The organism is Methylomonas sp. LWB (assembly GCF_001856095.1).
GTDB classification, from domain to species: domain Bacteria; phylum Pseudomonadota; class Gammaproteobacteria; order Methylococcales; family Methylomonadaceae; genus Methylomonas; species Methylomonas koyamae_A.
In genome coordinates, this window is record NZ_MKMC01000034.1 from 332,457 (window position 1) to 359,078 (window position 26,622).

The 26,622-nt window shown below is 57.8% G+C and carries 18 protein-coding genes; 7 read left to right on the plus strand and 11 right to left on the minus strand.

The annotated features are described in order from the left end of the window. The first annotated feature begins 26 nt into the window (after positions 1 to 26). Positions 27 to 1,793: a WYL domain-containing protein gene (locus BJL95_RS15350; RefSeq protein ID WP_071159115.1), complete on the plus strand. Its 1,767-nt coding sequence runs from the start codon at positions 27 to 29 to the stop codon at positions 1,791 to 1,793. 493 nt (positions 1,794 to 2,286) lie between these two features. Here the strand turns inward: BJL95_RS15350 and BJL95_RS15355 are convergent, their stop codons facing one another. From BJL95_RS15355 to BJL95_RS25225, 4 genes are all read right to left on the minus strand, one after another. After that, positions 2,287 to 2,829: a flavin reductase family protein gene (locus BJL95_RS15355; RefSeq protein WP_071159117.1), complete on the minus strand. Its 543-nt coding sequence runs from the start codon at positions 2,827 to 2,829 to the stop codon at positions 2,287 to 2,289. Positions 2,830 to 3,098: 269 nt separating this feature from the next. Beyond that, a complete protein-coding gene (locus BJL95_RS15360; protein WP_071159119.1) occupies positions 3,099 to 3,668 on the minus strand; it encodes a hypothetical protein in 570 nt (189 codons plus the stop codon). A 457-nt stretch (positions 3,669 to 4,125) separates the two neighbouring features. Next, complete coding sequence (locus BJL95_RS15365; RefSeq protein WP_071159121.1) at positions 4,126 to 5,991, minus strand: M48 family metallopeptidase; 1,866 nt, start codon at positions 5,989 to 5,991, stop codon at positions 4,126 to 4,128. 367 nt (positions 5,992 to 6,358) lie between these two features. Continuing rightward, on the minus strand, positions 6,359 to 6,520 hold the full coding sequence (locus BJL95_RS25225) for a hypothetical protein (protein WP_175463727.1): 162 nt from the start codon (positions 6,518 to 6,520) through the stop codon (positions 6,359 to 6,361). A 283-nt stretch (positions 6,521 to 6,803) separates the two neighbouring features. Between BJL95_RS25225 and BJL95_RS15370 the strand changes: the two genes are divergently transcribed. From BJL95_RS15370 to BJL95_RS15390, 6 genes are all read left to right on the plus strand, one after another. Further along, entirely contained in the window at positions 6,804 to 7,199 is a 396-nt protein-coding gene (locus tag BJL95_RS15370; protein WP_071159123.1) for a hypothetical protein, read from the plus strand. Positions 7,200 to 7,497: 298 nt separating this feature from the next. Continuing rightward, a complete protein-coding gene (locus BJL95_RS15375; RefSeq protein WP_175463728.1) occupies positions 7,498 to 9,057 on the plus strand; it encodes a putative Ig domain-containing protein in 1,560 nt (519 codons plus the stop codon). Between the two features lie 81 nt (positions 9,058 to 9,138). Further along, positions 9,139 to 16,407 carry an RHS repeat-associated core domain-containing protein gene (locus tag BJL95_RS15380; protein WP_071159126.1) on the plus strand — a complete coding sequence of 2,423 codons (7,269 nt, stop codon included), beginning with the start codon at positions 9,139 to 9,141 and terminating at the stop codon, positions 16,405 to 16,407. 20 nt (positions 16,408 to 16,427) lie between these two features. Then, on the plus strand, positions 16,428 to 16,727 hold the full coding sequence (locus tag BJL95_RS24760) for a hypothetical protein (RefSeq protein ID WP_139306279.1): 300 nt from the start codon (positions 16,428 to 16,430) through the stop codon (positions 16,725 to 16,727). Positions 16,728 to 17,515: 788 nt separating this feature from the next. Continuing rightward, the gene (locus BJL95_RS15385; protein ID WP_071159290.1) at positions 17,516 to 18,055 is read left to right on the plus strand and encodes a transposase; all 540 of its coding nucleotides are present in this window, start codon (positions 17,516 to 17,518) and stop codon (positions 18,053 to 18,055) included. Positions 18,056 to 18,913: 858 nt separating this feature from the next. Then, positions 18,914 to 19,159, plus strand: coding sequence for a hypothetical protein (locus BJL95_RS15390; RefSeq protein WP_071159128.1), 246 nt, complete (start codon positions 18,914 to 18,916; stop codon positions 19,157 to 19,159). Positions 19,160 to 19,180: 21 nt separating this feature from the next. Here BJL95_RS15390 and BJL95_RS15395 read toward each other — a convergent pair whose 3' ends face one another. The 7 genes from BJL95_RS15395 to oadA all read right to left on the minus strand — a co-directional run bounded on the left by BJL95_RS15395 (position 19,181) and on the right by oadA (position 26,622). After that, a complete protein-coding gene (locus BJL95_RS15395; RefSeq protein WP_071159131.1) occupies positions 19,181 to 19,891 on the minus strand; it encodes a hypothetical protein in 711 nt (236 codons plus the stop codon). 797 nt (positions 19,892 to 20,688) lie between these two features. Then, positions 20,689 to 21,885, minus strand: coding sequence for an iron-containing alcohol dehydrogenase (locus BJL95_RS15400; RefSeq protein ID WP_071159133.1), 1,197 nt, complete (start codon positions 21,883 to 21,885; stop codon positions 20,689 to 20,691). 2 nt (positions 21,886 to 21,887) lie between these two features. Beyond that, complete coding sequence (locus BJL95_RS15405; RefSeq protein WP_071159135.1) at positions 21,888 to 22,184, minus strand: antibiotic biosynthesis monooxygenase; 297 nt, start codon at positions 22,182 to 22,184, stop codon at positions 21,888 to 21,890. Between the two features lie 291 nt (positions 22,185 to 22,475). Then, the gene (locus BJL95_RS15410) at positions 22,476 to 23,027 is read right to left on the minus strand and encodes a pyridoxamine 5'-phosphate oxidase family protein (RefSeq protein WP_071159138.1); all 552 of its coding nucleotides are present in this window, start codon (positions 23,025 to 23,027) and stop codon (positions 22,476 to 22,478) included. Between the two features lie 217 nt (positions 23,028 to 23,244). Further along, entirely contained in the window at positions 23,245 to 23,694 is a 450-nt protein-coding gene (gene tadA / locus BJL95_RS15415; RefSeq protein ID WP_071159140.1) for a tRNA adenosine(34) deaminase TadA, read from the minus strand. A 1-nt stretch (position 23,695) separates the two neighbouring features. After that, positions 23,696 to 24,664 carry an L-threonylcarbamoyladenylate synthase gene (locus BJL95_RS15420; RefSeq protein WP_071159142.1) on the minus strand — a complete coding sequence of 323 codons (969 nt, stop codon included), beginning with the start codon at positions 24,662 to 24,664 and terminating at the stop codon, positions 23,696 to 23,698. A gap of 134 nt (positions 24,665 to 24,798) precedes the next feature. After that, positions 24,799 to 26,622, minus strand: coding sequence for a sodium-extruding oxaloacetate decarboxylase subunit alpha (oadA, locus tag BJL95_RS15425; protein WP_071159143.1), 1,824 nt, complete (start codon positions 26,620 to 26,622; stop codon positions 24,799 to 24,801).

Genomic DNA, 26,622 nt, shown 5'->3' on the forward strand with positions numbered 1-26,622 from the left:
CGAGAAGATCACCGCGATGACGGACCATGCAGCACATCGACAAAATCATCAAATTCCATAATCTGCTAAAACACCGGCGCACACCGATTTCCGGAAAAGAACTCGATAAACAACTGGGATGCTCAAAATCCACTCGACAACGCCTGACGAAGGAACTGCCCGACCATTTAAACGCGCCGCTGATCTGCAACCGCTCGGCGGGCGGTTATTACTACGACCGTACCGACCTGCGTTACCCGTTCGAACTGCCCGGCATTTGGCTGACCGCCGACGAGCTGCAAGCCTTGATTGCCTGCCAGCATCTGCTCGGCAACCTGACGCCGGGATTGTTACGCAACGAAATCGGCCAACTCCGCGACCATCTGGAAAAATTACTGGACCGCTCGCCGGGCATCAAAACCCAGAAACTGAGCCGGGTCAAAATCCTCAGCCACGCTTACCGCTGCCGCGACGGCGACTTGTTCCTAACACTGGTCCAAGCCCTGTTCGAGCAACAACGGCTACTGGTTCATTACCACGCCCGTAGTGACGACCAAACCAGCGAACGGACCATCTCGCCGCAAAACCTGGTTTTATATAAAGACAACTGGTACTTGGACGCCTACTGCCACCAACTCGACGAACCGCGCACCTTCGCGCTGGACCGAATCAGGTCCGCAACCGCCAGCGGCGAACCGGCGCTTCTGCTGGAGCCGGACACACTGCAACAACACTTCGCTCCGCCTACGGCATCTTCGCCGGCACCCCCAAAACATACCGCCATCCTCAATTTCTCCGCCAAGGCCGGCCGCTGGGTAGCGGACGAAACCTGGCATAGCCGACAAGAATCCGAGTGGCTGACCGACGGCCGTTACCAACTACGCATCCCCTTCAACCGCCACGAAGAATTGCTGATGGATATTCTGAAATACGGCGCCGAGGTGGAAGTGGTGGAGCCAGGGTTTTTGCGGGAGTTGGTGAAGGCGGCCGCAGAGAAAATGTTAGCGATGTATCGGTCGAATATCCGCGCTGACCGTGCGAGTTTGGTCAATAAACTGATCAAATTACCCGGCATCAAGGTCTGTCTGGAAGCCACCGGTATTTACCATTTCGATCTCGCTATTGCGCTACATGACGCCGGCATTCCGGTGATGGTGGTTAATCCCAAGGCTTCGCATAACTTCGCCAAGGCCTTGATGAAAAACAGTAAAACCGACGCCGTCGATGCCAATACCCTCGCCGAATATGTCGAGCGCATGGATTTCGTCGCCTGGACACCCCCTTCGAATCAGGTGTTGGCCTTGCGTGGTTTTGCTCGCCGCATCGATGCACTGACGGGTCAAAAAGCCGCCGCGAGAAATCATCTGCATGCGCTGAGTGCGACAGAGGAAACTCCGCAGGCCTTGCTGCGCGATGCCAAATTGGCGATTAGTCAGCTGGAAAAACGTATCGATACGTTGGCTAGCGAGGCGCTGGCGTTGATCGACCAATACCAGGATCTTCAACGAATATTCGAAATGCTGGCCGGCATCAAAGGCATTGCCCAAACCAGTGCCATTGCCTTGATGGGGGAGCTGCTGCTATTGCCGCCCAATCTGTCGCATCGCGAATGGGTCAAGTTTGCCGGACTCGATCCCAAGGCCTTTGAGTCGGGCAAAAGCGTACACAAGAAAATGCGGCTGTCCAAGGCCGGTAACCGGCATATTCGTTCGGCGTTGTATATGCCGGCCTTGAGTGCCAAACAGCACGATCCGCATGTGCGGGCGTACTTCCAGCAAGAAACCTTTGCAAGCCGTCTGCGCCGTCATGCGTAAATTACTGCATGCGATCCATGGCATGCTGAAGCACGATCAGCCGTTCGATAACACACGCTTTTATGCCATTCCGGTACCAAATGTCGCGCAATAAAGAAACGACGAAATTTGTTGCTTTTGAACAGAGTATCTACGAGCTGAAGCGGGTGGACCGGATAATTGACAGCTTTATCGGCGGATGACGCTTCGCTTATCCGCCCTACGGCCCTCGTCGCCGAAACCTTGCCGTTCGGCAGGATAACGTTTTCCAAAAAAGCTCGACGGTTTGCTGGAGGCTCGGGCATAGTCGAAAATTTCTTGATGATTTCCAGGGGAGCTCGAACGCTGGCGTAAATAACGCCAACGTTTGAGCTAGAAACCAGAATCGCCGAGTTCGGAACATCCTTCGTCGCGTTCCGGACCGCAAGCGGCCGCATGAACCCGCCGCGCTAACGTCGTCGCTAAAAACGAATGCCGGAACCGACCGAAATCCGCCGCTTTTGCGGATGGGCGATCAGATACCTTCGGGCAATTTCGCCGCCATCATCTCCCGCCGATCCAGTTTTATGCCGTCGGCAACGAAACTGCCGTCGCCGACTGCGTGCAGGGTGCGGCGTTCCGCGCGTTCGTCGTCCAGGTAAGCGGCCAGCCCTTCCAGCACGACGATGTTATGGCGTTCCACGATGTCGATCACCCGGCATTCGATGTTCGCTAAGCATTCTTGGATTAAAGGCGCCGCGACGTGCTGGCCGCGTAGCGCGGTCAAACCGAATTTGGCGAATTTGTCGGTATCGCTGCCCGAGCAAATGCCTATGCCGACCACCCGGTCGAGCAAGTCCAGCGTCGGAATCGCCAGCACGCAGGCCTTGGTGTCGCGAAGCGCTTGATAGGAATGGTTCCACGGCCCGGTTGCGATCGCGAATTTGGGCGAGAAGTCCAGCACCATGGTCCAGGAAACCGTCATCACGTTGTCGCGCCGGCCGTCGTTGGTCGTCACCCACACCACCGGGCCGGGTTCGATCAACGTGAAGGCGTGGTTGAGGGGCAGGGTTTTCATCCGGCTAGACTCCGAAAGGGGGACGCCGGTAAAGCCGTCACAGCTTCACAAGCGGTCGTGATGCATCGCGTACCACGGGTACAGGCATAAGCTTATCACCGTAGAGAAGCCGGAAACAACGCGGTAGGTTCCTATCGGTCGGTATTACGTAGCCGCGATGCAGAGTTAGCAGAATCGAGGGTGTGGGCGGTTCTGTCACGTGACTAACATCGGCGAGTTGTGGGGGGATGTCTTCGAATCCTCGATTCCATCGAGGCTATTTTCTTGGCTTATTCAGACAACAGTTTTCGGTATTCTTCCAGGGATTTTTGTTCTAAAACAAAAATTGCGATTTTTTCGTCCTTATCTTGCAATTTGGTTTTATAAGGAAAACTTACTCGAATGGCTTGTGGAAAAGTCGGTACTGAACGAAATTTTATTTCCCGATTATTTGTTTCTAATGGTATGGGTTGAGCATTCGCACGAAGTGTGCCTACATAAAACGGGGAATAAGTCATGCCGCCATTCTGTTTTTCCCAACCCGGAACTCGACGATTATCGATCCAGTGAACCCATCGGTCGTTGATTTTAAGCTCGATATCGCAAAAAGGATCGAAACCTTTGTGCGGTGGAGTTGTTGCGTCATATTTGGGAGGCAAGAATATTGGGTTTTTGCCTTTGTTTGAGACCTCAAATGAGTAAACAACAAGTTTGTCCTTCGGGTAATACTTCATATTGAAGACTACGCCAATCTCGTCATTGTCGATCTCGTTTATTTCATTAAGATATACGTTAGCATTCGCGGCATATAGAAAACAAAAAAATAGCGCAATCGCTAAGGGAAATCGAAACGCTCGCATAATTGATCTCCTAAAATGGCTGTATGTTAAAGCTAGTTAATTCGATATAAGTCTTCATCAATTCGTGCCAAAGTTAGAGGATGGACGTCGCGTTAGACGCATTGGTGACAAGTCGAGTATGGCCAGCCTTTTAACGGCATTAACCAGTTAGTTTTGTCGGTCTATTATGAATACAATTGAAATACACTAGAAAATCCGCTTCATCCCGAATCAGCTTCCCCAATAACGCCGCGGCGACTACTGGGCTATTCCATCTGATAGATGTGGGGTACGCAGTGCGTACCCTTGTATGTTCCATCCTGCGTCGCATTCCCCGGCACCCGCCGGGCCTCATTGAAGCGGCTTTGCTTCGGCTCCGCTCAGCAACCTCAGCTCCGCCCAGCAACCGCCACTCGCCGCTAAGGCATTCTCGAAACAGTGGGGGTGTCGACCTATAACATTCCGCGACACGCCGCATCTACCGCCGATATATCTCGCTACCCGCCTTGATCGCGCGCTTGGCGATCGCGGCATGCGACCCGGACTTGGCCAGCACGAATAGCGTGTGCGGCAACGACAGACGCTCCAACAATTGTCGCGTCAATTTCTTCTCGTTGGCGAAAGCGGACTTGGCGAATACCACGGCATACGTCTTGGCTTCGGGATAGTGTTGCATCGGCTTTTCGGCCAGCCAAACGCGTTTGACGCCGGCCACTTCGGCCGCGGCAGCGCGAATCGCCGCCAGCGTGGCCTCGTCCGCCCGCGGTTTGACGAACCTATCCTTGCGGGTCAGCGTATCCCGCTCCAGCCCCGCCGCCCGGTTGATGTCCATCTGCCGCTCGGCCCGTTTCAGGCAATCATCGGCGGCGGCTTCGTCGCCGCGCCGCCGGTAGAAATAGTCCAACCAGCGGCAACCCTCCAGCGTCAACTCCGGCTTCGCGGCTATGGCAGCCTCAATGGCCGCGATGCCGGCGCTGTCATCGCGTTTCAGTAGCAGCCGGCCGATTACAAAATCGGCGTCCGCATCGGCGTGGGCGGCGCGATAGCTTTGAAACAGCGGTAGCGGATCGATGTCCGGCGCGAATTCCTCGGTCAACACCGCCAATTGCCAATGTTGCGCGGCGCTGAGGGTTTCGGAAGCCTGTTGGGACAATTCCGCCAAGGTTTGCCGGCCTTCCTGGCAATAGCGGTAGCGCTCCCGCCATTTGTCGTCGTTGTTTTTCAGCCAATCGGCGTCGAAATCCGCCAAAACCCGGTCCAGTTCGCCGCCCAACCACGCCCGCGCGGCCGAATCGGCCGGCATTTTCGGCAACGGCGCCTCGGTTTGCAGGGCTTGCAACCGGTCGCTCAGCGCCGGATGAGTGTCGTAATGGCCGGTGGCGACCTTCAAGGCTTCGGCAACTTTCGCGTGCAAATCGGCGGTTTCGAACGGCGGTTGACGCAGGAAATCGCGCAAGGGTTTGAACGGCGCCGTGGGCAGCTCGCTAGTGTCGGCCTGCTTCAGGAAGGGCGTCCAGAAATGCTCGTTGACCAAACCGCTGACGACGTAGGTATTGACCAGGGCTTGCGCGGCATCGTGGCGGCTGGTCAGTTGCGCGGCCACCGCGTCGGCCGCGAATTCGTTGGTGCGAGCGAGCGCGAAGGAATAGGCGGCGAAGGTGGGCGCATACCAATCGAAAAACCGCCGCATCAGCGAGGCGCCGATGTTTTGTTGACGCTCCAATCCGGCGACGATGCGTTGCCAGCTTAAGCGCACCCGATAAATCCAGCCGGCGAATCGGCTGTGCGCGGCCGACAAATGGCCCAATTCGTGGGCGATCACCGCTTCGGCCTGGGCCGGCGACAGGCTCAGCAACAATTCCAACCCCAAAAACAGCGTGTTTTTCGGAAAACCGAACACGCCCAAGCGCGGGGTTTGCACGATCGCCGCGTTGTATTCCGGCGTCAAAATGACTTGATGAATCCTGGGCGCGCGTAATTGCCGGCTGAGCGTTTTCAAGCGCTCGAACAATTTCGGATAGTGCCTGGCGGTCAAACGGTAGCCGGTCGGCGGCTCGAACTTCACCCACAGCGCCCGCAGCAACACGTAAATCATCGCCAGAATGACGAAGATCAACTTCTTCTTCAGCAGCAATATCGCGAACGTGGTACTCGCCAGCGCCGCCCAACCGATGCCGACACTGATCGCCACCAAGGTAAACAGCATGCCGAAAATCACCAGGTAGCCCAGCAATGCCAACAGACCGACCTTGGCCCGATACACGCTCGGTCGCCGCTTGGCTTCCTGCTCGGCCCGGCCGATCAAGGCTTCCAGATGTTCGCGTTGCTGAGTGGTGGTTTTCATGAGAACTCCTTTAAAAGCGCGGGTCAGGCGGGCTTCCGGGAGCGATGTCCTGATAATACCCTATGGCGATCTAACGGAAATAATACGTCGTTTTCGGCGTTTGTGGGTAGGCGTGCCGTTGCTTGAGAAGCATCGAACGATTTGCCGCATCGCATATCACCGCTAAGAAAAGGATAATTTCCCGTTACCGGCGAATTGCGATGACTTTGTGCAGCGCTTAAGTTAAAGCATCTGTTACTACTCAGCACGGGCTTCACAAGTGCCCACAATCCAAGTTTCCCACTTTGACAAAGATGTACTTCAAGGGATTTATTGAAATAATCTCCACTTATAGCGATTTGACCTGCGTTTCTGGGATTTAGATGCTTTAAGACTCGGCTTTTGCCCCACTAAATCGGCGAGCCACTTTGTCGGCGTACTCGTCGTTAACTTCTTGTTGATCGGTTTCGGAGGCATTGGCAAGCAAGCCCAGCATTTCCACTCGCAACTCGACTTCCAACTTGGAGTGTTTGCACAAGTATTGACGCATAGACTGGAACGCTAGACAATAGATTACCCTTGCCAAACTACGGACTGCCGCAGTTTCGTCTTAGTTGCTTGAAGTTAGCACTACTGAAGCCTTCTCGGGAGGGTCGAATGAAAGAACCCTTCTCCAGAAAGGAGATGATTTTGTTTCTTGCACGCTGCACTACCCCACACGCAATAACCAACGGGCATTGTGCGAATGTAAATAGCCGAATATAAGGCATACTGCTGATTAGCCTCTTGATACCCCAACAAATTTATTTAAATTACGGCCTTGGAGAAAAGCCATGCGGAAAAAAATCGTTCGACGCGCGGGAAAAGTACTATTGCAATCGAGCATCTATATTACGCTTGCCGGCACAATGTCGTTTCCCGCGTCAGGGTGGGCGGATGGATGGACACACTCTGTAAAAGTCACTAATACGCGGCCATATGCTGGCGGTTTTCTTGTATACCTAGACCCGAAGGATACTATTAACGTTAACGCCTGCAGCGGCTATGACTCGTCGTGGCCCGGTTTCTTGTTACTTTATCCAGCAAGTGGCGTCCCCACCGAAGCGCAAAAGGTCTTCATTTCTCAAATTTCGTTAGCCGTAGCGACAGGGAAAGTCATCTCAATTTATTCAGCCGCCTGTGTTAATGATTACAACAGTATTGACCAGATTATTCTCAACGCAAACTAGCGGCTGACAAAAATTGCCGCGATTCATTTAGAAGAGCTCTGCGCGTATGTGCTATGCGCTGCTAGTTAAACGATAAGGAACAACGTAGATCGGCGAGGGATCCTTGAAAACGTATAAACGCAAAAAATTGATTCCAGCGATGGTTGGCCTATCCACGATGGTTGCCACCGTGTTTAATACCGCTGTCGCCAACCAGGATGCGGATCGTGCCGAAGCCATCGGCTGGCTGATCCAACACCAAAATGGCGACGGCAGTTGGGGCCAAGGTGGAGCAGAGGTCGCGGCTACTGCGGAAGCCTTGGCCGCGCTAAAAAACGCCAGCGCCGACAAAGGCTTCCATTACACCCGTGCGCTGGCTTGGCTTTCGAATCAAAAAACCGACAGTGTCGACTCCCTGGCTCGGAAAATCATCGCTTTGGAAAATGCCGGCGTCGATACTGTAGAGTTACGCCTCACCGACGCATTGTTCAAACTTGATAATGATACCGGGCTTTGGGGCGCTTATGCAGGATATGGCGGCGGATTTCCGGATTCCGGGCTAGCGATGGAAGCCTTGCGCGCGGCCGGAATTACTTCCCCTGCGGCCCCTGTCGCCGAGTACATTTCCAGCACATACCAGGGACAGGGAAGCGGCAATCAGGGGTGGTCTTATTGGGGCGGTGTCCTTGGCGTGAATAAAGCGCCCGCCATTCTGCCGACGGCAAGCAACGTCGCGGCATTGAGTCATTTCTATCAAGACGGGATTACCGGTGTTACCCTCCTCGACGTAAATAATCAAACGGTACAGATAGGCATAAATACGCTGGTCGCGCGCGCTGCAAATTGGTTGTTGACAAAAAAGCAGAGCGACGGCAGTTTTACAGAGAGCTCCGCCGATACCAACCCTGAACGGAACACCGCCACCGCCTATATTGCCTTGCAAGCGGCCTCGAATGCGGCACTCGCGCCGGCAGGCGCGAGTGCCGCATTGTTACAGGCAGCTGGCTTTCTTCAGAACCGGCAAGCAGCCAACGGTAGTTGGAATAATGATGCCTACACGACGGCACTCTCCTTGCGCACCTTTCCCGCCACCATCATGGCCGACGCCGATCACGACGGGATTCCCGACGCGGTCGAACCCTTGGTAGGCACCGACCCGAACCTAACCGACAGCTGGAAATTGCAGCCGCAAAATGGCCTGACCGCTACCCCCAACCCAACCGGATTGCAAGGTAATCCGGTCGTAACAGAAGTCCTCGCCAATGCCGCCTTTTCCTATCCGCTGTCGGCGGCAGGCGGCACGCCAGGCTATAACTGGTCGTTCGGCGGTGGACAACTGCCGCCCGGCGTTGCGGTGAGTGCCACGGCACCTTGGTCGCTAACCGGTACGCCCACCGCGGCCGGCTCCTATCCGTTCGTACTGAACCTGAAAGACAGCCTAGGCGTTTCCGTAACCGTGCCCGGATTTCTGCGCGTCATTGCGGTAAACGACATCACAACCGACACGGACGGCGACGGCGTCCCAAGCTATTTTGAGCTGCGCGACAAACTGAATCCGCTCGCTGCCGATACCGATCACGACGGTATTCCCGACAGTCTCGAATGGAGCAATTATCCCGATTATTGGGATACGGATAAGGACGGTATGCCCAATGTCTGGGAAAAAACCTATGGCTTTAATCCCTATGATCCCGGCGATGCGGGATTAGACCCCGACGGCGACCAGCTCTCGAATCTCGACGAATTCCGCCACGGTAGCGACCCCGAGGTCGTCGACAGCGATCACGACAACCTGGGCGACGGCGCCGAAGTTCAAATCGGGCGCAACCCCGCCGTAAACGAACCGGCGGTGATCGGCGTCATTAACACATTGCTATAGCCGGAAGATAAACCCTAATCAGGCCGTATTGCCGCCTCTGTTAGTGGCTGCGCACGGATGCGTTCTTGGAGACCCTAACACATGCAAAACAATACGCCGCGAGCGACATCGCGACTTCCAATCGTTGCCGTCTTGGCAGTTACCACGATACTGGCCTTGGCATGGCTTTATCCCGGCAAACAACCCGCCGTTACTGACTCTCCGGTGGCAAGTGCCGGGTCGGTCAAGACCCAAACGGCCAAGCCGGCGTCGCGGCGCACCGACGCGACAATGCCCGATTTCGACTCCATGGCCGGGACCATGGCAGCCGCCTACACCGGCGACGGACACCCCAGCGAAACCGAAAACTGGTCCCAGGGTATCGCCAGCGATCACCGGGCCACCCAACAGTTGCTCGCCGAAGCGTCTTCCACCGGCAACGGCAACCTGTCGCCGCGCACCGAGCAGTTGCGGCAAAAAAGAGATGGCTTCCTCGCCTACCGTTCCCAAATCGACAGCTGGCTCGCCGGCCAAGGCCTCGAAGATTCGGCGCTGGCTGAACAAGTGCGCGACCGCTTCGACCGCCTCGACGCCGCGTTCGACAAGGTGCTCGACGCCAAAACGGACGGCGAACGCCAGCGGGCCGAGGCGAACCTGCAAAATCTGTTGAAGCAGCTTCAGCCGCCGACGGCCGAGGTTCGGGTTCCATCCCAACCGACGTTTACCCTGCAGGAACCGACAACGCTGACCCCCGACGATACGCCGAACGCGCCGCCGCCCGCCTACGCCGCACCTTCCGGCGCCAACACCAGCCGCATTGAAGCGCCGGATCACTCCAGGCTGGCCAAAGTATCCGCCGACACATTGCTGGATGCATTAGGAATCGGCGCCGCCCAGGCTGCCGCGCCGCAAGCCCCCGCGCCGCAGGCCGCCGCTTGCGGTTACCTGCCGGCAGATATTGGCGACGCCTTGCCGGAAATCAAACTGAACGATCCTCAAATTCTGGCACTTGCCGAGAAACTGCACTATTCGCCGACCGAGATTTACCAATACGTCAAAAACCAAATCGAATTCCAACCCTATTTCGGCTCGTTGAAGGGCGCGGCGACGACGATGGTCAGCGGTTCCGGCAACGCCACCGACCAGGCCTCGCTGTTGATTGCCCTGCTGCGCGCCTCGAAAATCCCTGCCCGCTATGTTCTGGGGGAAATCAGCTTTTCGGCTAACGATCCGCGGCTGCTGGACTGGCTGGGCGCAAAAGCTGCGGTAGGCGCCGCCCAACGATTGGCAAATGGACAAATCCCGACAAGCCCGGGTACAACTATCGCTTTTATCCATGTCTGGGTCGAAGCCTGTGTGCCCTACGGCAATTATCGGGGCTCACGTAACGACAACAGCGGTTTCTACTGGATTCCGTTGGACCCGAGCTTCAAGGAGATGGGCTATACCCAAGGAACGACCGTTGGCGAGATTCCGGGTTTTAGTTTCGACTACAACGCTTATTTGAGCAAACGCACCACCGTCATGCCGCAGGAAGCGCTACGCGATCAGATGGAAGCGGCACTGGGAAAAACCTTGGAGCACGGCGGCGGTTATCGCGGCAGCATCGTTCAGAAAAACATCGACGTCTTGCCGAGTACGCTGCCTTACAAGGTGCTGCAATTCAAGGATTGGGGCAGCGGCCCCTCCGCCACTGCGGCGCTGCCGGACAGCCACCGCTACTTCGCCGAGATCACGCCGAAGAATCCGTTCGACGGCAACGCCGCACACGACAAAAACCTGACGCCGCCCCTGAAGCGGCCGATGGCCGAACTCGCCTCCGGCCGCCTAACCCTGTCTTTCGTCCAAACCAACACAGCAAATACCGCCGCCGGCAACGTCGCGGCCTGGCAGTCCGGTAGCGCGATGGTAGTGCCCTGCGCCAACGGTTCGACCTATCTGCAAACCTTGGTTCGGCCCATTTTCAAGCAGGACGGTACGGACGTTACGCCCACCGGCACTTATACGCCGGTAGGTTTCTGCTCCGGCAACAACCGTCTGGCGCTTAGCCTTAAGCTAAACAATGCCGTCGTCAATCAGGTCGAATACAACAATATCGGCGCGTACAACTACCACGCGCTCCAGCTCTACGCCTTTCAGGCTTCCGACGCGATGCTGGAAGCTCGCTCGGCCAAGCTACTCGGCGCCGTGGACGCCAATGTCGACCCGAACGCGCAAATCGACGCCACCCTGGGCGAATACCTGCACATGGCCGGCCTGAAATACATGGGCTACGTCACCGAGGCGGCCAAAACCGTAGGCCAGCTCTACGGCGAGACTGGCGACAGCGGCCATCACATCGGACTCGCCTCCACCGCGATGAAAGTGGAATATGTGTTCGACCTGCCCTTTGCGGTGTCGCGTAAGGGACTGCTGGTGGACATGCCCGGCCTCATCTCGCGCAGCAACAACATAGTCACTGGAAAGTCGAATTACAATAATTACTTGGTGTCTGGCTATTCCGGTTCCGCTTACGAGTCCTACATCTGGCAGGAACAGGCCCATGTCGATGCGGTCAGCACCGTGCGCGGCCTGCAGTTTGCCGACGAGACCGGTGTGCCCGTCGTGGTATTGAACAGCTCAGCAGACGTCGATAGCCTGTTGAACGTCAGCTGCGCGACGTCGCCGCGTAGCCTGAACTATTCGACCGCTTACAAAGATTCTTTGAAGGCTTTCTTCCCTAAACCAACTGACTCAAATCCGAATGGCTATTTTTTCCGAATTACCCTGCCCCGCTGCCTGATCAGTTACGACGGCTGGGAAGGTGCCGTGTGGATTTCGCAAAAAGCGGCGGTAGACAGCCAAGGCGATTTAATAGCCTTGAATCCACCGTCCCCAAATGCACCGCCGCCGCCGAGCGCTAGTACCGGCTATATAATTAATGGCAGCTATGTCATCGCTCAGGGCGGTTATTCCCTATCCAATCCGATCTCTAATAGCTATTCGCCATCGTTGGGCACCGGGTATCAAGGTGTGATCGCGCAAACTATCTCAAATTATCTGACCGTAGGCACGGTTACCAACAGCGACCTCAAGCTCAACACGATCAATTCCTTCGGGGGCATCAACACCGGCTACAACGCCGTCAACACCAACTTCGGCGGCGACCCCGTCAATCTGGTGTCCGGCAACCTCTACCACCCGGAGCGGGATTTTACGATCAAGGGCCGCGGCGGGCTCGATCTGGTCTTCGAGCGCACCTACAACTCCAACGTGCGCAAGGACGGTCCGCTTGGCTACGGCTGGACCCACAGCTTCAACCATCAGTTGTTGTTCTTCGACGAAGACGCGAACGGCGCGGTCGATGCCGCAATCTGGATCGACGGCACCGGCGCGGCTAATAAGTTGACCGTCGTGGGCACCACTGCCGGCGTTCCGGTAAATACCAACTTCACGCCCCAAACCGGTCTGCGAGTCACCGCCAAACGGGAGATCAACGGCGAATACAGCTTGAAGGAAAAATCCGGCCTGACCTTCTATTTCCAGGACCTGGCCGGCACACCTGGGCAGACGGCGAGCCTGTCGCGCGTAGTCGACCGCAACGGCAACGTCTTAAGCTTCGGCTATAGCGGCGTGAATTTGGCCAGCGTCTCCGACGGCATCGGCCGCACGCTTCGTTTCTGGTACGACAACGGCGGCAATCACATTACCCGGATTACCGACTGGGCCGAGCGCACCTACCGCTACGGCTACGACAGCCGCGGCGATCTGGTCAAGTCCGAAAGCCCGGACGCGGTGGCCGGACGGCGCGGCGGTTCGACGGCCTACAGTTACTACAAGGCCGCCGATGGCACCAACCTGGACCATGCGCTGAAAAGCTACACCCGGCCGAACGGCAACGTCATGCAGTTCGAGTATTACGCCAACGGCAAGACCTTCCGTCACACCGACAGCCAGGGCCATAGCTACACCTTCCGCTACAACAAATTCCGCCGGGAAACCACCACCGTCGATGAGCGCGGGAATAGCCAGACCCATTTATTCAACGAATACGGCCAGCCGCTGCAGCAATTGCAAGGCGACGGTTCGCGGCTGGTCTACGAATACCAGGATACCGCCAACCCGCTCAGCGAAACCCGGCGCCGCGACGCCCTCGGCCACGCGGTGCAATATACCTACAGCGCGGCCGGCAACGTCACCGTCATGACCCTGCCCGACACTAGCACCGTCACTTACGAAGACTACAACGCCTTCAACCTGCCGACCAAAACCAAGGACGCCAACGGCAACTACACCCTGTACCGCTACGACGCCAAAGGCAACCGCACCGAGACTATCGCCCTGAAGCCGGGCGTCAATACCGCGACCCCCACGGCCGCGCAAATCGCCGCCTGGACCATTCAAAGCTACGATGCGGCCGGCAACCTGACCCGTGTGAAACGGGTGCGCGACTTCGCCACCCAGGCAGGCCCTTATCTCGAATACGGCTACGACGCCTCGGCGCTGAATCCGGTCTCGGTCAAACGTTGCGGCTTTCAGCAACTGGGCGGAGTCCTGGCCGACCAATGCACCAGCATGAGCCAAAGCTTCGACAACTTGGGCCGGCCGACGAGCGCCGTCGACGAACGCTTCTACCCGGCCGAAACCCTCTACAACGCCGATGGCCAAGTCACCCGCGCCACCGACGGACTACGGCAATGGCGCGACTTCGCGTACGACAACAACGGCAACCCCATCGGCACCAGCCTGGCCGGCTTCGATGCCCAGGGCAATTACCGCCTGCTGCAACAACAAGTCGCCGAATACGACAACCTCGACCGGCCCATCACCCAGCGCGACACGGCCGGCAACGCCACCCGCACCGTCTACGACGCCACCGGCAACGTGGTCAAAATCACCAACCCCGACGGCTACAGTGTCGGTTTCGAATACGACGCCGCGAATCGGCCGACCCGCGCCTTCGACGCCCAAGGCAACGCCGTCGCCACCGAATACGACCAAGCCGGCCGCCCGGTGAAAACCACCGACCCCAACGGCCTTGTCACCCAATACGCTTATTACGATAAAACCGGTAACGGCCGTCTGCGACGCCTCACCACCCCCGATCGCCGTTACACCGACTTTTACTACGACCATAACGGCAATGTCACCCGTAGCGTCGATAACGGCGGCCGCGAAACCCTGACCGACTACGACGCCCTGGGCCGCCCGGTTAAAACCGTCGGCCCCGTCCACGATGCCTTAGGGTTGGCCGGTATTCGCCAGGTCACCGAAACCCAATACACCGCCCTGGGCGATGTCCAAAAAATCCGCGCCGGCTATCGCAGCGCCGCCGGCGTCGAAACCCTGACCGATCAGGCCATCTACGCCTACGACGACTTCGGCCGGGTTATCGAACAAACCGACGCTCTCGGCCACACCACCCGCTGGGTCTACGACGCCCACGGCCAGCCCGTCCGCCGCGAGTCCGCCAACGGCCATATCGTCGAATGGGAGTATGACCATAGCCGCAACGGCCTGTTGACCCGGCAAACCGCCAAGCTCAACGCCACCGACCCCGCGCCCCACGTCACCGACTACAGCTATGACGAACTCGGCCAAGTCACCGGCGTCGACGCCCCCGAAGTCAGCTACGACTACACCTACGACAACGCGCAGCGTCTGGCATCGGTCACCGACAGCCGCGGCGGCAAGACCATCAGCTACCGCCACAGCCCCGGCGGCTTGCTCGACAGCCTGGAAGACAACGAAGGCGGGCGGCAAGACTACCTCTACGACGCCGTCGGCCGCCTCAGCGCCATCCAAAGCGCCGGCGAGCGCATCGATTTCCTGTTCGACGCCGGCGGCCGGCTCCAGGAAACCGCCATGGCCAACGGCTACCGTAGTCTTTACCGTTATAGCGCTGACGGCAACCTGCAGGAACTCATCAACCGCACCGCCGGCGACAACCCCGTCAGCCGCCACCAGTACGGCTACGACAGCCTGGGCCGGCGCAATAGCCACCTGGAAACTATCGCCGGCACGGTCACCGACTACCGCTACCAGTACGATACCCTGGACCGGCTACGCACCGTCTCCACTCAAAACGGTACCACCCTGACGCAGGTCGAAGCCTACGCCTACGACGCCTACGGCAACCGCCGCCAGCGTACCGCCCAGGACAGCAGCGTCCGTCGTTACCTGTACGACACCGCCCAGCAGCTGACCCAAGTTCGCAGCGGTAGCGACACCGGCACGTTGCTGACCAGCTATAGCTACGACAACGCCGGCAACCAAACCCAACGCAGCGGCGGCGTCAATCTCACCCTGGCCTACGACGCGCTGGACCGCCTGGCCTCCGCCAGCGGTGCCGGCCTCGCCGAAAGCTACCGCTACGACCACCAGGGCCGGCGTATCGAAACCGTCAGCAACGGCACCCCGACCCGCTTCGTCTACAGCGGCCGGGACATCCTGAGCGAATACGGCGCCAACTGGAACGCCGCTCAGGCCCATTACGCCTACGCCGGCCTCGACCAGCCGCTGCTGCGCACCACGCCCAGCGGCAACGCCTACTACCACGCCGACGGCCTGGGTTCCATCGTCGCCACCAGTAATGCCGCAGGTGCCATCACCGCCAGCGCCCGCTACGACGCCTTCGGCCAGACCCTCGCCAAAACCGGCAGCATCTTCCGCTACGGCTATGCCGGCCGCGAGCCGGATGCAACCGGATTGATCTACTACCGTGCCAGAAGCTACGACCCCGGCCTAGGCCGCTTCGGCCAACGCGACCCGGCGGGCTTTGCCGATGGGATCAATCCTTATGCTTATGTGGGGAATAATCCGATTAGCTTTAGTGATCCGTTGGGGTTGTCGAAGGCGAGGCCGAGTGTTGGGGGGACGTCGGCGTATGTAGGGAATACTGCTGTCTCTTTGCTATTTGGAGTAGATGTCACAGCGCGTGACCGTTTCGATGAAATTCCAGGTGGGGGCGGATATAAGCCTATCGGTTTACAGAGTTCGGCTTCGCCTATTGATGCGATTGCAGGTGGGGCGACAGCGGGTTCGATTAAGTTAGCTAATTCTATTAGGTCGGGTGTTGCAAACAGGGCTGAGGATATTCTTGTATTAGGGCGCGGTACACCTAATGAGTTAAAACCGTTAGCCGAATCAGTAAATGGCCGGGTTATCGATAACGCTGCTGTAGCCAATGACAGCAAAGCACTGTTTAAATACATTTACAGTGAAATGAGAAAGGCGGATAAAATTATTCAGATCATGGATGACATACCTACCGAACAAGTTATCGGGCGCGGAAGTGGCCAATGGGCGAGGGCTGAAAAGGTCTTTATTGATCAGAATAAGGAAAAGTTCTTATACAAGACAGAACGCATTTTCCGTTATGATATTAAATAAGCATGTAATGGAACGGCACTATGAACATATCTGAGGCAGTTCGTATAATTAATAATCTTGATTATGAGGAAGGGCTAAAAAGGAAGTTTGCTCCTCAGCATTCACTTATGCAATTGGATAGAAATGGAGACATAGTAGCGATATACAGATTTAAAAAATCACCCACTGAAGAGGAACAAGTGGAAGCATTAAAAAAGCATCGCGGTACGGTTCAAATACCAGCGATGCCAGGTATGTTTGATACGGTTGCCGCACTTCAAGCTCGAATTTCTAAAAGCATGCCTGTTTTTTCAAGCTTAAGTCCGATCGGGTCGGGGTGACGGGATTGCGCCCGTCACCTCTCCCACACCACCGGACATGCGGTTTTCCGCATCCGGCGGTTGAACCCGGCGACTTAAAGGGTCGCAAAATCCGAGGGTAACATATGGCCGTATGGCGGATACGGCCGCACAGCCAAGTAGGGTACGCACCGCGTACCTTTTGGCGTTTGATCCTTCGGAAACCTCGAAAATGGTATGCGGTGCATACCCTACGTTGCTGTTGGTGAGGAATTTCCCTCGTTCCCACGCGCCGCGTTGGAACGCCGGGCTTGACCGCGCGGCGGCCATTATCACTATGAGCCCACGGCCGTAAGGTGTAATCGGTAGGGCGCCAATAGGCGAAGCCGTATTGCGTGCGCCCGTAAGGGCGCACAATCAGTGTGGTGAAAGCCAAGTAGATACCGTCTTAAAAGCCAAGTAGGGTACGCACCGCGTACCTTTTTGGCGTTTGATCCATCGGAAACCTCGAAAATGGTATGCGGTGCATACCCTACGTTGCTGCAAGATGCGGCTGATGGTATGCCGCCCGTTTGGAAAGGCTCCGGGCCAACGGCGGGAGCCAATGGCCGTATGGCGGATACGGCCGTACAGCGGATAAATCGCGCGGTGACGTGTCGTAAGGTGGATTCGCGAAGCAATCCACCATTGATGGCTTTTAATTTGCTCGCGCCCTTGCTATGCGGTTGGCTTGGGTTTTGGCGGATTGTCGCTGCGCTCCGAATCCGCCCTACGCCATTCCCATGGAGTTGCATGGCGGTGCACTTCATGGATTGATTTTGGGAGGGGTTGTGCCGAACTATCGACGGAATTTTGTGGCAGGCGGCTGCTATTTCTTCACGGTGAACTTGCTGGAACGCCAACGGACGTTGTTGACCGATCACATCGATTTGCTACGCGACGCGGTGCGTAGGGTCAAAAGGCGGTATTCGTTTCATATCGACGCCTGGGTGGTGCTTCCGGACCCTATGCATATGGTATTGACCTTGCCGCCCGATACCGACGATTTTCCCGTGCGTTTGCGCTTGATGAAATTGTTGTTTGCCAAAGGATTGCCGCGCACCGAACGACTATCGGCCACGCGCCGTAAACGCCGCGAGCGCGGTGTTTGGCAAAGACGCTATTGGGAACATACTGTCATCGACGAATTGGACTATGTCCGGCATATTGATTACGTGCACGTCAATCCGTTGAAACATGGCTATGTCGAGCGAGTGAGAGATTGGCCATATTCCACCTTCCATCGCTATGTTTTGAATGAAATTTTACCGTTGGATGGGTGTGGCGACATAGGCGAACTGCCGACGGTCAACGATGAGCGTTGGCGATGAGGGGTAAACGGTAAAGCCGTAAGGCGGAACGCCTTGGCAACTGTTCCATGCGTTGCTCTACCGCCTGCATCCCTGCAGTCGTATCGGCTTCCGCCCACTGACTTTCATTGACCGGGGCGATACAGCGTTTTCATGAGCGTTAGGCGCATCGTTCGCGACCGTTAGGTCTCGTCGCTGGCTAGGCACAACCTATGGATGCGCACCGAATCGTGTTAAAGGATTCATGAACGACGTTTAAATTTCGATGGGTGGCAGGTATTTTAAAAAACTGCCCCAGAAACGCGGCAGCCCTCACTTAAACCGCAAGGAGCACGGATTCAGGTATTACCGTTACAATTGGAATATATAAAAAATGACTCTAATTTACCGCTAGTCATTCCTGATTCAATCATGATATAAAAATTATTTACTTTAGCTCATGAGATTTTTATGAAAATAAAATTAATAGGCTTTATACAATTAGCAATTATTTCTTTATCCGCCATTGCCAACGAAACCGTAACATTAAGCAGTTTTAATGTGTGGTCAAGTGCTGGAGGAAACGGGGCAAACGAGAACGTAATTCGTGTTACTACGGACCAGGGCAGAACAAATCCCGCAAACTGTCTTGACGCCGATAGTTATATGGTCCTCACTACTTTAACCAAAGAGACTCAGTCCAGAATCTATGCTTCACTATTAACATCAAAAGTTATAAATAAACCAATTAACGTTATAGTAAGTGGAACTAGTTGCGAATCAGACCGGCCGGCAATTATTTCTACGTTATTTTAGTGCTGGGTAAGCTGAGTGAAACCCGGCGTCGGCGAAGGGGACTGACCGGCATTTGCCAGGTCACCGAAAGCCAGTACACCGCCCTTGGGCGACGTCCAAACCATCCGCGTCGGCTGTTGCAGCGCCTCCGGCGTCGAAACCCTGACCGATCAGGCCATCTATGTCTACGACGACGTCGGTTGCTTTATCGAACAAACCGACGCCCTCGGTCATACCAGCCGCCGCAAGTTCCCCAACGGCCCTTTTGTGGAATGGAATATCGGGGTCGGGTCTCTACTCGGCAAGGCAGCGTGCTCTATTGGCGACTTGACGCTAGCAAAACGCACCTAAGGCGACAGGATTAGCGCAATCTCAACGCAACGGAATCGGCGGGTGGCGGTCGCCGATGGCGTCGAGATCGTCCAGGCTCATGATCGGCGCGTACATCAGGTCCTTGATGTCGGCGGAGCGGGTCCAGCCGAAATCCATTTCGCCGATCGCGCGCTTGGTCATTTTCAACAGCCGGGTCGCGGCAGCCTGGTTGGCATTGCGGTCGCCCGGCTGGTGCATGCGGGCGGTGGAGATCACCGAGCAGCGGCACACCCGATCGTGATGTGAGAACTGAAAACGGAAATTGCGGGTACGGCTGTTGATGTCGCGATTGGTCAAAAACACGAAATGAGTGTTGGGGTCGGTTTCCGGCAGGCGCCGCATCACGGCGCGGGCTTGCTCGAAAATGTCTTCCGCCGCGAATTGCCGGGTGCCCGGAAAGGCTTGGATTGCCAGCGCGCCGAGCGGCAAACTGGCTTTCGCCCAGATGCCGAATTCCCGGCCGACAATCTTCGCCACCTCGACCGCCGCGTCGTCGGAAAAATCGTCCAGCGGCAGGATATACACGTCGACCGGACCGGGTTTTTCGTCGGCCGGCAACGACGGCTCGGAAACCGCCGGTTCGCTGACCGGTGCAGTCTCGGCAATGGGTTTAGCGGGCGGCACGGGCCGATTGCCGGCGCAGGCGGATAGCAACGCCGAAGTCAGAAAAAGTGCATATAGCGGATGATGAAAATATCGTTTCGAACTCACTGTGTACTCCCGTTTTTGGTGAATGCCTGGGTTTTGTGGTTTATAGATCGGGCTTGTAAAGGGTTGAACCCACCGGCATGTTCCCTTCGGCTCCGCTCAGGGAACGCGCGGTGTGCCGTAGAACGCACGCTGTACCGGAAAACGTGTCGCTCGGTCCCTGAGCGGAGCCGAAGGGAATTTAAAACTCGAAGGCGAAATCCATCCAGGAAACTCACCGCTGTACCGCAGAACGTGTCGTTCGCTCCCTGGGGGGGAACCCAAGGGAATTTAAAATTCAAAGGCGAAATCCATTCAGGGAACGCTCCGTTGTACCAGAGAACGTGTCGATCGCTCCCTGAGCGGAGCCCAAGAGAATTTAAAATTCAAAGGCGAAATCCATCCAGGAAACTCACCGCTGTACCGCAGAACGTGTCGCTCGGTCCCTGAGCGGAGCCCAAGGGAATTTAAAACTCGAAGGCGAAATCCATCCAGGGAGCTCACCGCTGCGCCGGAGAACCTGTCGTTCGTTCCCTGAGCGGAGCCCAAGGGAATTTAAAACTCGAAGGCGAAATCCATCCAGGAAACTCACCGCTATACCGCAGAACGTGTCGCTCGGTCCCTGAGCGGCGCCCAAGGGAATTTAAAACTCGAAGGCGAAATCCATCCAGGGAACTCACCGCTGCGCCGGAGAACCTGTCGTTCGTTCCCTGAGCGGAGCCGAAGGGAACTTAAACCTTCGAAAGCGGAATTCATCGCTTCGCGCTCATTGAATCCCGAGACAATACAGGGGCGTCGCCATTCCGGACGGCTCATTCGACTCAAATCCGCCGCGCCAGAATCTCCCCAATCTCTTCGTCGGTCAATACGATGGGATTGGTCTGCATGCTACTGCCGCGCGCGTTGGCGACGATCAACGGGAAGTCGGCTTCGGCGATGCCGTAGGCGCCGAGGCGGTCCAATTGCAGGGTGTCGCTCCAGTCGGCCAGCAGCGCGATCAACGCCTCGCGGGCTTGTTGATCGTCCATGCCGGTTTCCCCGGTCAGCAGGCGGCCGACTTGGGCATACTTAACCAAGGCCGGATTGGCCGGTTCGCGGGCTTGCAGCGCGCCGATGTTGACCTCGGTCGCGGCGGCGACCAGCGTGCCGCACACAACGCCGTGCGGGATCGGGAAGAAGGCGCCCAGCGGCGACGCCAAGCCGTGCACCGAACCCAGGCCGACTTGCGCCAGCGTGATGCCGGACAACAGCGCCGCATAGGCCATCGCCGCGCGGCCTTCGCCGGCGTCCGGTTCCACACCGCGCCAGGCCGCGAAGAAACCGGACTTGACCGCCTGGATACCGCTCCAGGCCAGCGCGTCGGTAAACGGATTGGCCTTGGCCGACACGTAGGATTCCAGCAATTGGGTCAACGCGTCCATGCCGTCGGCGGCGATCAATGCCGGCGAACAGGTCGCTAGCAAGTCTGGGTCGAGGATGGCGTATTCCGGCACCAGACATTCGTCGCGAAAGGATTTTTTGAAGCCGTCCGGGCCTTGCACGCTGAGCACCGCGTTTTTGGTGGCTTCGCTGCCGGTGCCGGCGGTGGTCGGTACGGCAATGAAAGGCGTGCTGGGACCGTGATAGGTTTGGTTACGGCCGACGCCTTCCAGATAGTCCATCACCGAATCGCCGCTGGGCAGCAGACCGGCGATGGCCTTGGCGGCGTCGAGTACGCTACCGCCGCCGATCGCGACCACGACTTCGATGTTCTGCTCGCGAAATCGGCTCACCGTGTCATCGATCAATTGCGGCGAGGGTTCGCCGGACACCGTGCAATGTTGCCATGCCACACCTTGCCCGGCCAACGCGTCGACAAAGCTTTGCCAGCCCGGCGTGCCGCAAAACGACTGCTTGCCGGTGACCAGCAAGGCTTTGCGGCCGTATCCGGCGATCAATGCGGGTGCTTCGTTCAGGCGGCCGCGCCCGAACAAGATGCGCGGCAGGCGGGCAATGTAAAACGGCTTGAAAGTCTGCATGCTCACGTCTCCGGAAACAAGGCTTTATACGGCACGCCCCGGCGCGGTTCGGCCATCCAGTCGGCGACCGTGTCGCGCCAGGCCAGATAATGTTCGGTCTGCTTGTGCGCGGCCGCGTCTTCGGCTGAGGCGTAGACTTCGTACAAGATAAATTGGCTGGGGTCGTCCGGCGTTTGCAGGACGTCGAAACGGCGGTTGCCGACCTCTTGCACCGAGGCCAAGTGGTTCAAACGGGTGGCGGCGATGAAGTCGTCGATATGTTCGGGTTTGACGTGGACGTGAACGAGGGTAACGTGCATGGTAACGAGCCATTGAGTGGAATCAGCCGCTTAGCATAGGCGAAAACCGGCGGCGATGGCAAAAAGGGCGCGGTCGAATCGGCGGATCAATACCCAAGTGGGAAAATCTCGTTTCGTTGACTGGTAAGTACAAACCTAGGTTTGTACTCCGTGACTTAGCGGTCTGGCGTTATCGCCGACACATTGGGGATGGCAATATTTGACGGCAACGAAACCGGATAACGTCCAAGCAGCACCGAGGCCGATTCGCCGGTGGGTTGGAGTACAAACCTCGGTTTGTACTCCGCGATTTCAACCGCTTTTTTCGACGATATAGGTCGGCAGGCCGTCGATGCTGAGCTGGTTTTTGTCGTGCCAATAACGACGGATGCCGGCCTCGCCTTGATCAGCGGCCCAATCGGACAACTGTTCGCGTTCGCCGGCGTAATCGAAAAACGGCACCGCCATTCCGCAGGAAGTCTGCACCAAGTCGATTTCTACATCGAAGATTTGCCGGGCGCCGGGTAGCGGCCGGAATTTGCCGAACAAGTCCGGCCAGTCGGCATCGCCCGGATGCACGACGCGGGCGTTGCCGTACAAGCGCAAGATCAACGGCGAACCGACGAAGGCGCAAAACATGATCGTCATCCGCGGGGCGATTCGCACGTGGGCGGCGGTTTCGTTACCGCTGCCGGTGACGTTCAGCCAGGCCACCCGTGCCGGCCCCAGCACCTTGAACGAGTCCATGCCCTTGGGCGAGATATTAACCCGACTGTCGGCCGTGGCGGTGCCGACGAAAAACAGCTTTTGTTCGCGGATGAATTGCATGTGTTTATCGGACAATTCGGTGTAACGCTTTCCCATCGCTTGCTCTCTTTGGCTGGTTCCAGAAACGGGCGAGGCGCTACCAAGCCCCAGCCCCACATGACCGTCGCATGGCAGGCCGCAGCCTTTGCGCCCGACGGAATTCTCGGCGCGGTCAAACCGGCGCGTTACCCGAGCCAATTTCCGGGGAGTCTACGATATCCCCCTGAGTTTGCACCATTTCGACCTACTTCGACCCAGAAACTGATACATGTCGTTAACCGCGCCGGGCTCGGAAAAAATCGCTGAGTAGTTCGGCGCAGTCGGCTTCCAACACGCCACCGCTCCATTCCACCCGATGATTCAAAAACGGCGCGTCGCTGAGTTGCAGGGCATGACAGACCGCGCCGCGCTTAGGATCGTAGGCGCCGAACACCAGGCGCTTGACCCTGGCGTGGGCGATCGCCCCCATGCACATCACGCAGGGTTCCAGCGTCACGTACAAGGTGGTGTCGATCAAGCGGTAGTTATGCAGCGCCCGGCCGGCCTTGCGCAGAGTGACGATTTCGGCGTGGGCGGTAGGATCGTCGCTTTGTATCGGCTGGTTCCAGCCTTCGGCGATGCAGCGCTGGTTCAGCACCAACAGCGCGCCGACCGGCACCTCGCCTTGCGCTTCGGCGCGTTGCGCCAGGCGGATGGCGTGGCGCATCCATTCGGCGTCGGTCATTTCACACCGTGGCTTTGCTCAACCGGTCGTTGACGGCGGCCCAGGCTTCGCTGTCGGGCGGTTGCTCGATCAAAATCGTGTCCAGTTGCCGGCTATCCAATTCGCGCAAGGCGCTGTACAGCGCGCTTTCGTAGTGTTCGGCTTGCTCGGGCAATTTGATCAGGTTCGGGCAGGGAATCTCGGCGATGGCCGGACTGAAGGCCAGAATGCCGATGCGCTTACCCTGGCCGCACAGCTCGTCGGTCATCGCGATCAGGGTGTCGGCAGGACACAGCAAGGCCATCGTATTCGGCGCGTAATGCACCGCCAGCATGCCGGGCGCGCGGATTTTGCTCTGCGGCGACAGGCGGACTTCGGTACCCAGCGCGGCCTTGAGCTGGCTGCGGGTGATCCGGCCCGGCCGCAGGATGGCCGGCTGGCCGTCGCTGAGGTCGATAATCGTCGATTCCACGCCGACCGAGCAAGCGCCGCCGTCCAGAATGCAGGCGACGCGATCGCCCAATTCCTCGGCGACGTGGCCGGCCTGGGTCGGGCTGATCCGGCCGAAGCGGTTGGCCGACGGCGCCGCGATCCCGCCGCCGAAGGCTTGCAATAACTGCAACGCGACCGGGTTGGACGGCACCCGCACCGCGATCGTGGTTTGACCGCCGGTCACGGCGTCCGGCACGTCCGGGCGCTTGTTCAAAATCATCGTCAACGGGCCTGGCCAGAACTGCGCGGCCAGTTTCAGCGCCGCGTCCGGAATCTCGACGGCCCATTCGGTCAGTTGCTCGGCCGAGGCGATGTGCACGATCAGCGGATGGTCAGCCGGCCGGCCTTTGGCCGCGAAAATTTTGGCGACCGCGGCCGGATTGGCGGCATCGCCGCCCAGGCCGTAGACGGTTTCGGTCGGAAAGGCGACCAATTCGCCGCGCCGCAACAAATCGGCGGCCTGATTAATCGATTGTTCGGTGACGGGAGTCGGAGTCAATGTCTTTGCCGGCTAGATAAACGATGAGACTGGAGCCGGTTGCTCCTCCCGGCCGCGCGCGGCTGGTTGTGTTTGGAGGATGCCGGTCTCGATAGCAAACGGCCTATTTTACCTTCCGAGCCGGCGGTTGGGTGTTAAATTATTTCGATCAACACCTCGTCCGGATTCACCGCATCACCCTTGGCAACGAAGATGGCCTTGACGATGCCGGCCAGCGGGGCGGTGATTTCGGTCTCCATTTTCATCGCTTCGGTCACCAGCAAGGCCTGGCCGGCCACGACTTTTTGGCCTTCGCGGATCAATACGTCGATGATGTTGCAGGGCATGCTGGTCACCACGTCGCCCGGCGCGGCCGGCCGGCGCCGCTTGCTGGCGATCGCGCTTTTCACCGCGCCCTGGGCGCCGCCGTCCAGCACGATTTCGTCCAGGGTTTCGATGACGATTTCTTCCGGCATGCCGTCCACGGTGAAGTAAAAATGCCGCAGGCTCTGGTTTTTGGGGCCGGCGCCGGTGACTTTGACGTGATAGGACTCGCCGTGTAGCGCGACGTTGAATTCGGTCGGCGCTTTCTTGTTGTCCACAGCCTCCGGCGGGGCCTCCAGTTCCAGAGGTTCCGGGACCAAATTGCCGGTCGAACGCAATTCCAAAAATTGCTTGCCGATTTCCGGAAACATCGCGTAACTGAGCACGTCTTCGTCGTTCAACGCCAGATGGCCGATCTCGCCGCGCAGATGTACAAATTCCGGCTTCAGCAGATCGGCCGGTCGGCACTCGATCGGCTCCTCCTTACCAACCGCTTTCTTTAGCAGTTCCGGATCGACCGGCGCCGGCGCCTTGCCGTAACCGCCGTGCAGGTAGCGTTTGACCTCGTTGCTGATGGTCTCGTAGCGCTTGCCGGTCAACACGTTCAAGACCGCCTGGGTGCCGACGATTTGCGAAGTCGGCGTCACCAGCGGCGGATAGCCAAGGTCCTTGCGCACCGCCGGAATCTCCCGGTACACCTCGCCGATCCGGTCCAGCGCGTTGCGTTCCTTCAGTTGATTGGCTAGGTTCGAAATCATCCCGCCCGGCACCTGAAAAATGTGGACGCGGGTGTCGATGCCGGTGAACTCGCTTTCGTAGCGCCGGTATTTCTTGCGGACTTCGGCGAAGTATTGGTTAACCGCCTGCAGTTTGTCCAAGTCCAGGCCGGTGTCGTATTCGCTACCCCGCAACGCGGTGACCAGGCTTTCGGTCGGCGGATGACTGGTGCCGCCGGCCCAGGACGATAAGGCGGTATCGACGTGCTCGCAGCCGGCCTCGATGGCCTTGAGCTGGCACATTTCGGCCAGTCCGGCCGTGGCGTGGCAGTGCAGATGCAGCGGCAGATCGACCGCATCTTTCAAGGCCTTGACCAATGCCTCGGCGCGGTAGGGGGTCAGCAGGCCGGCCATGTCCTTGATCGCTATCGAGTCGCAGCCAAGATCCGCCAAGCCCTTGCCCAGCGCGATGAAACTGGCGATATCGTGGACCGGGCTGGTGGTGTAGCAAATCGTGCCCTGGGCATGCTTGCCGGCGGTCTTGGCGGCCGCGACGGCGGTTTCCAGATTGCGGATGTCGTTCAGCGCATCGAAAACCCGGAATACGTCTATGCCGTTTTGGGCAGCGGTTTCGACGAATTTACGTACCACGTCGTCGGAATAATGCCGGTAACCGAGCAAGTTCTGGCCGCGCAACAGCATTTGCAGCCGGGTGTTGGGCAGCGCGGCTTTCAGTTTAGTCAAACGCTCCCACGGATCTTCCTTCAGAAAACGCAAACAAGCGTCGAAGGTGGCGCCGCCCCAGCATTCCAGCGACCAGTAGCCGATGTCGTCCAGCAGCGCGCAGGCCGGCAACATGTCTTCGGTACGCAAGCGGGTGGCGATCAGCGATTGATGAGCGTCGCGCAAAATCACATCGGTGACATAGACTTTTTTCAT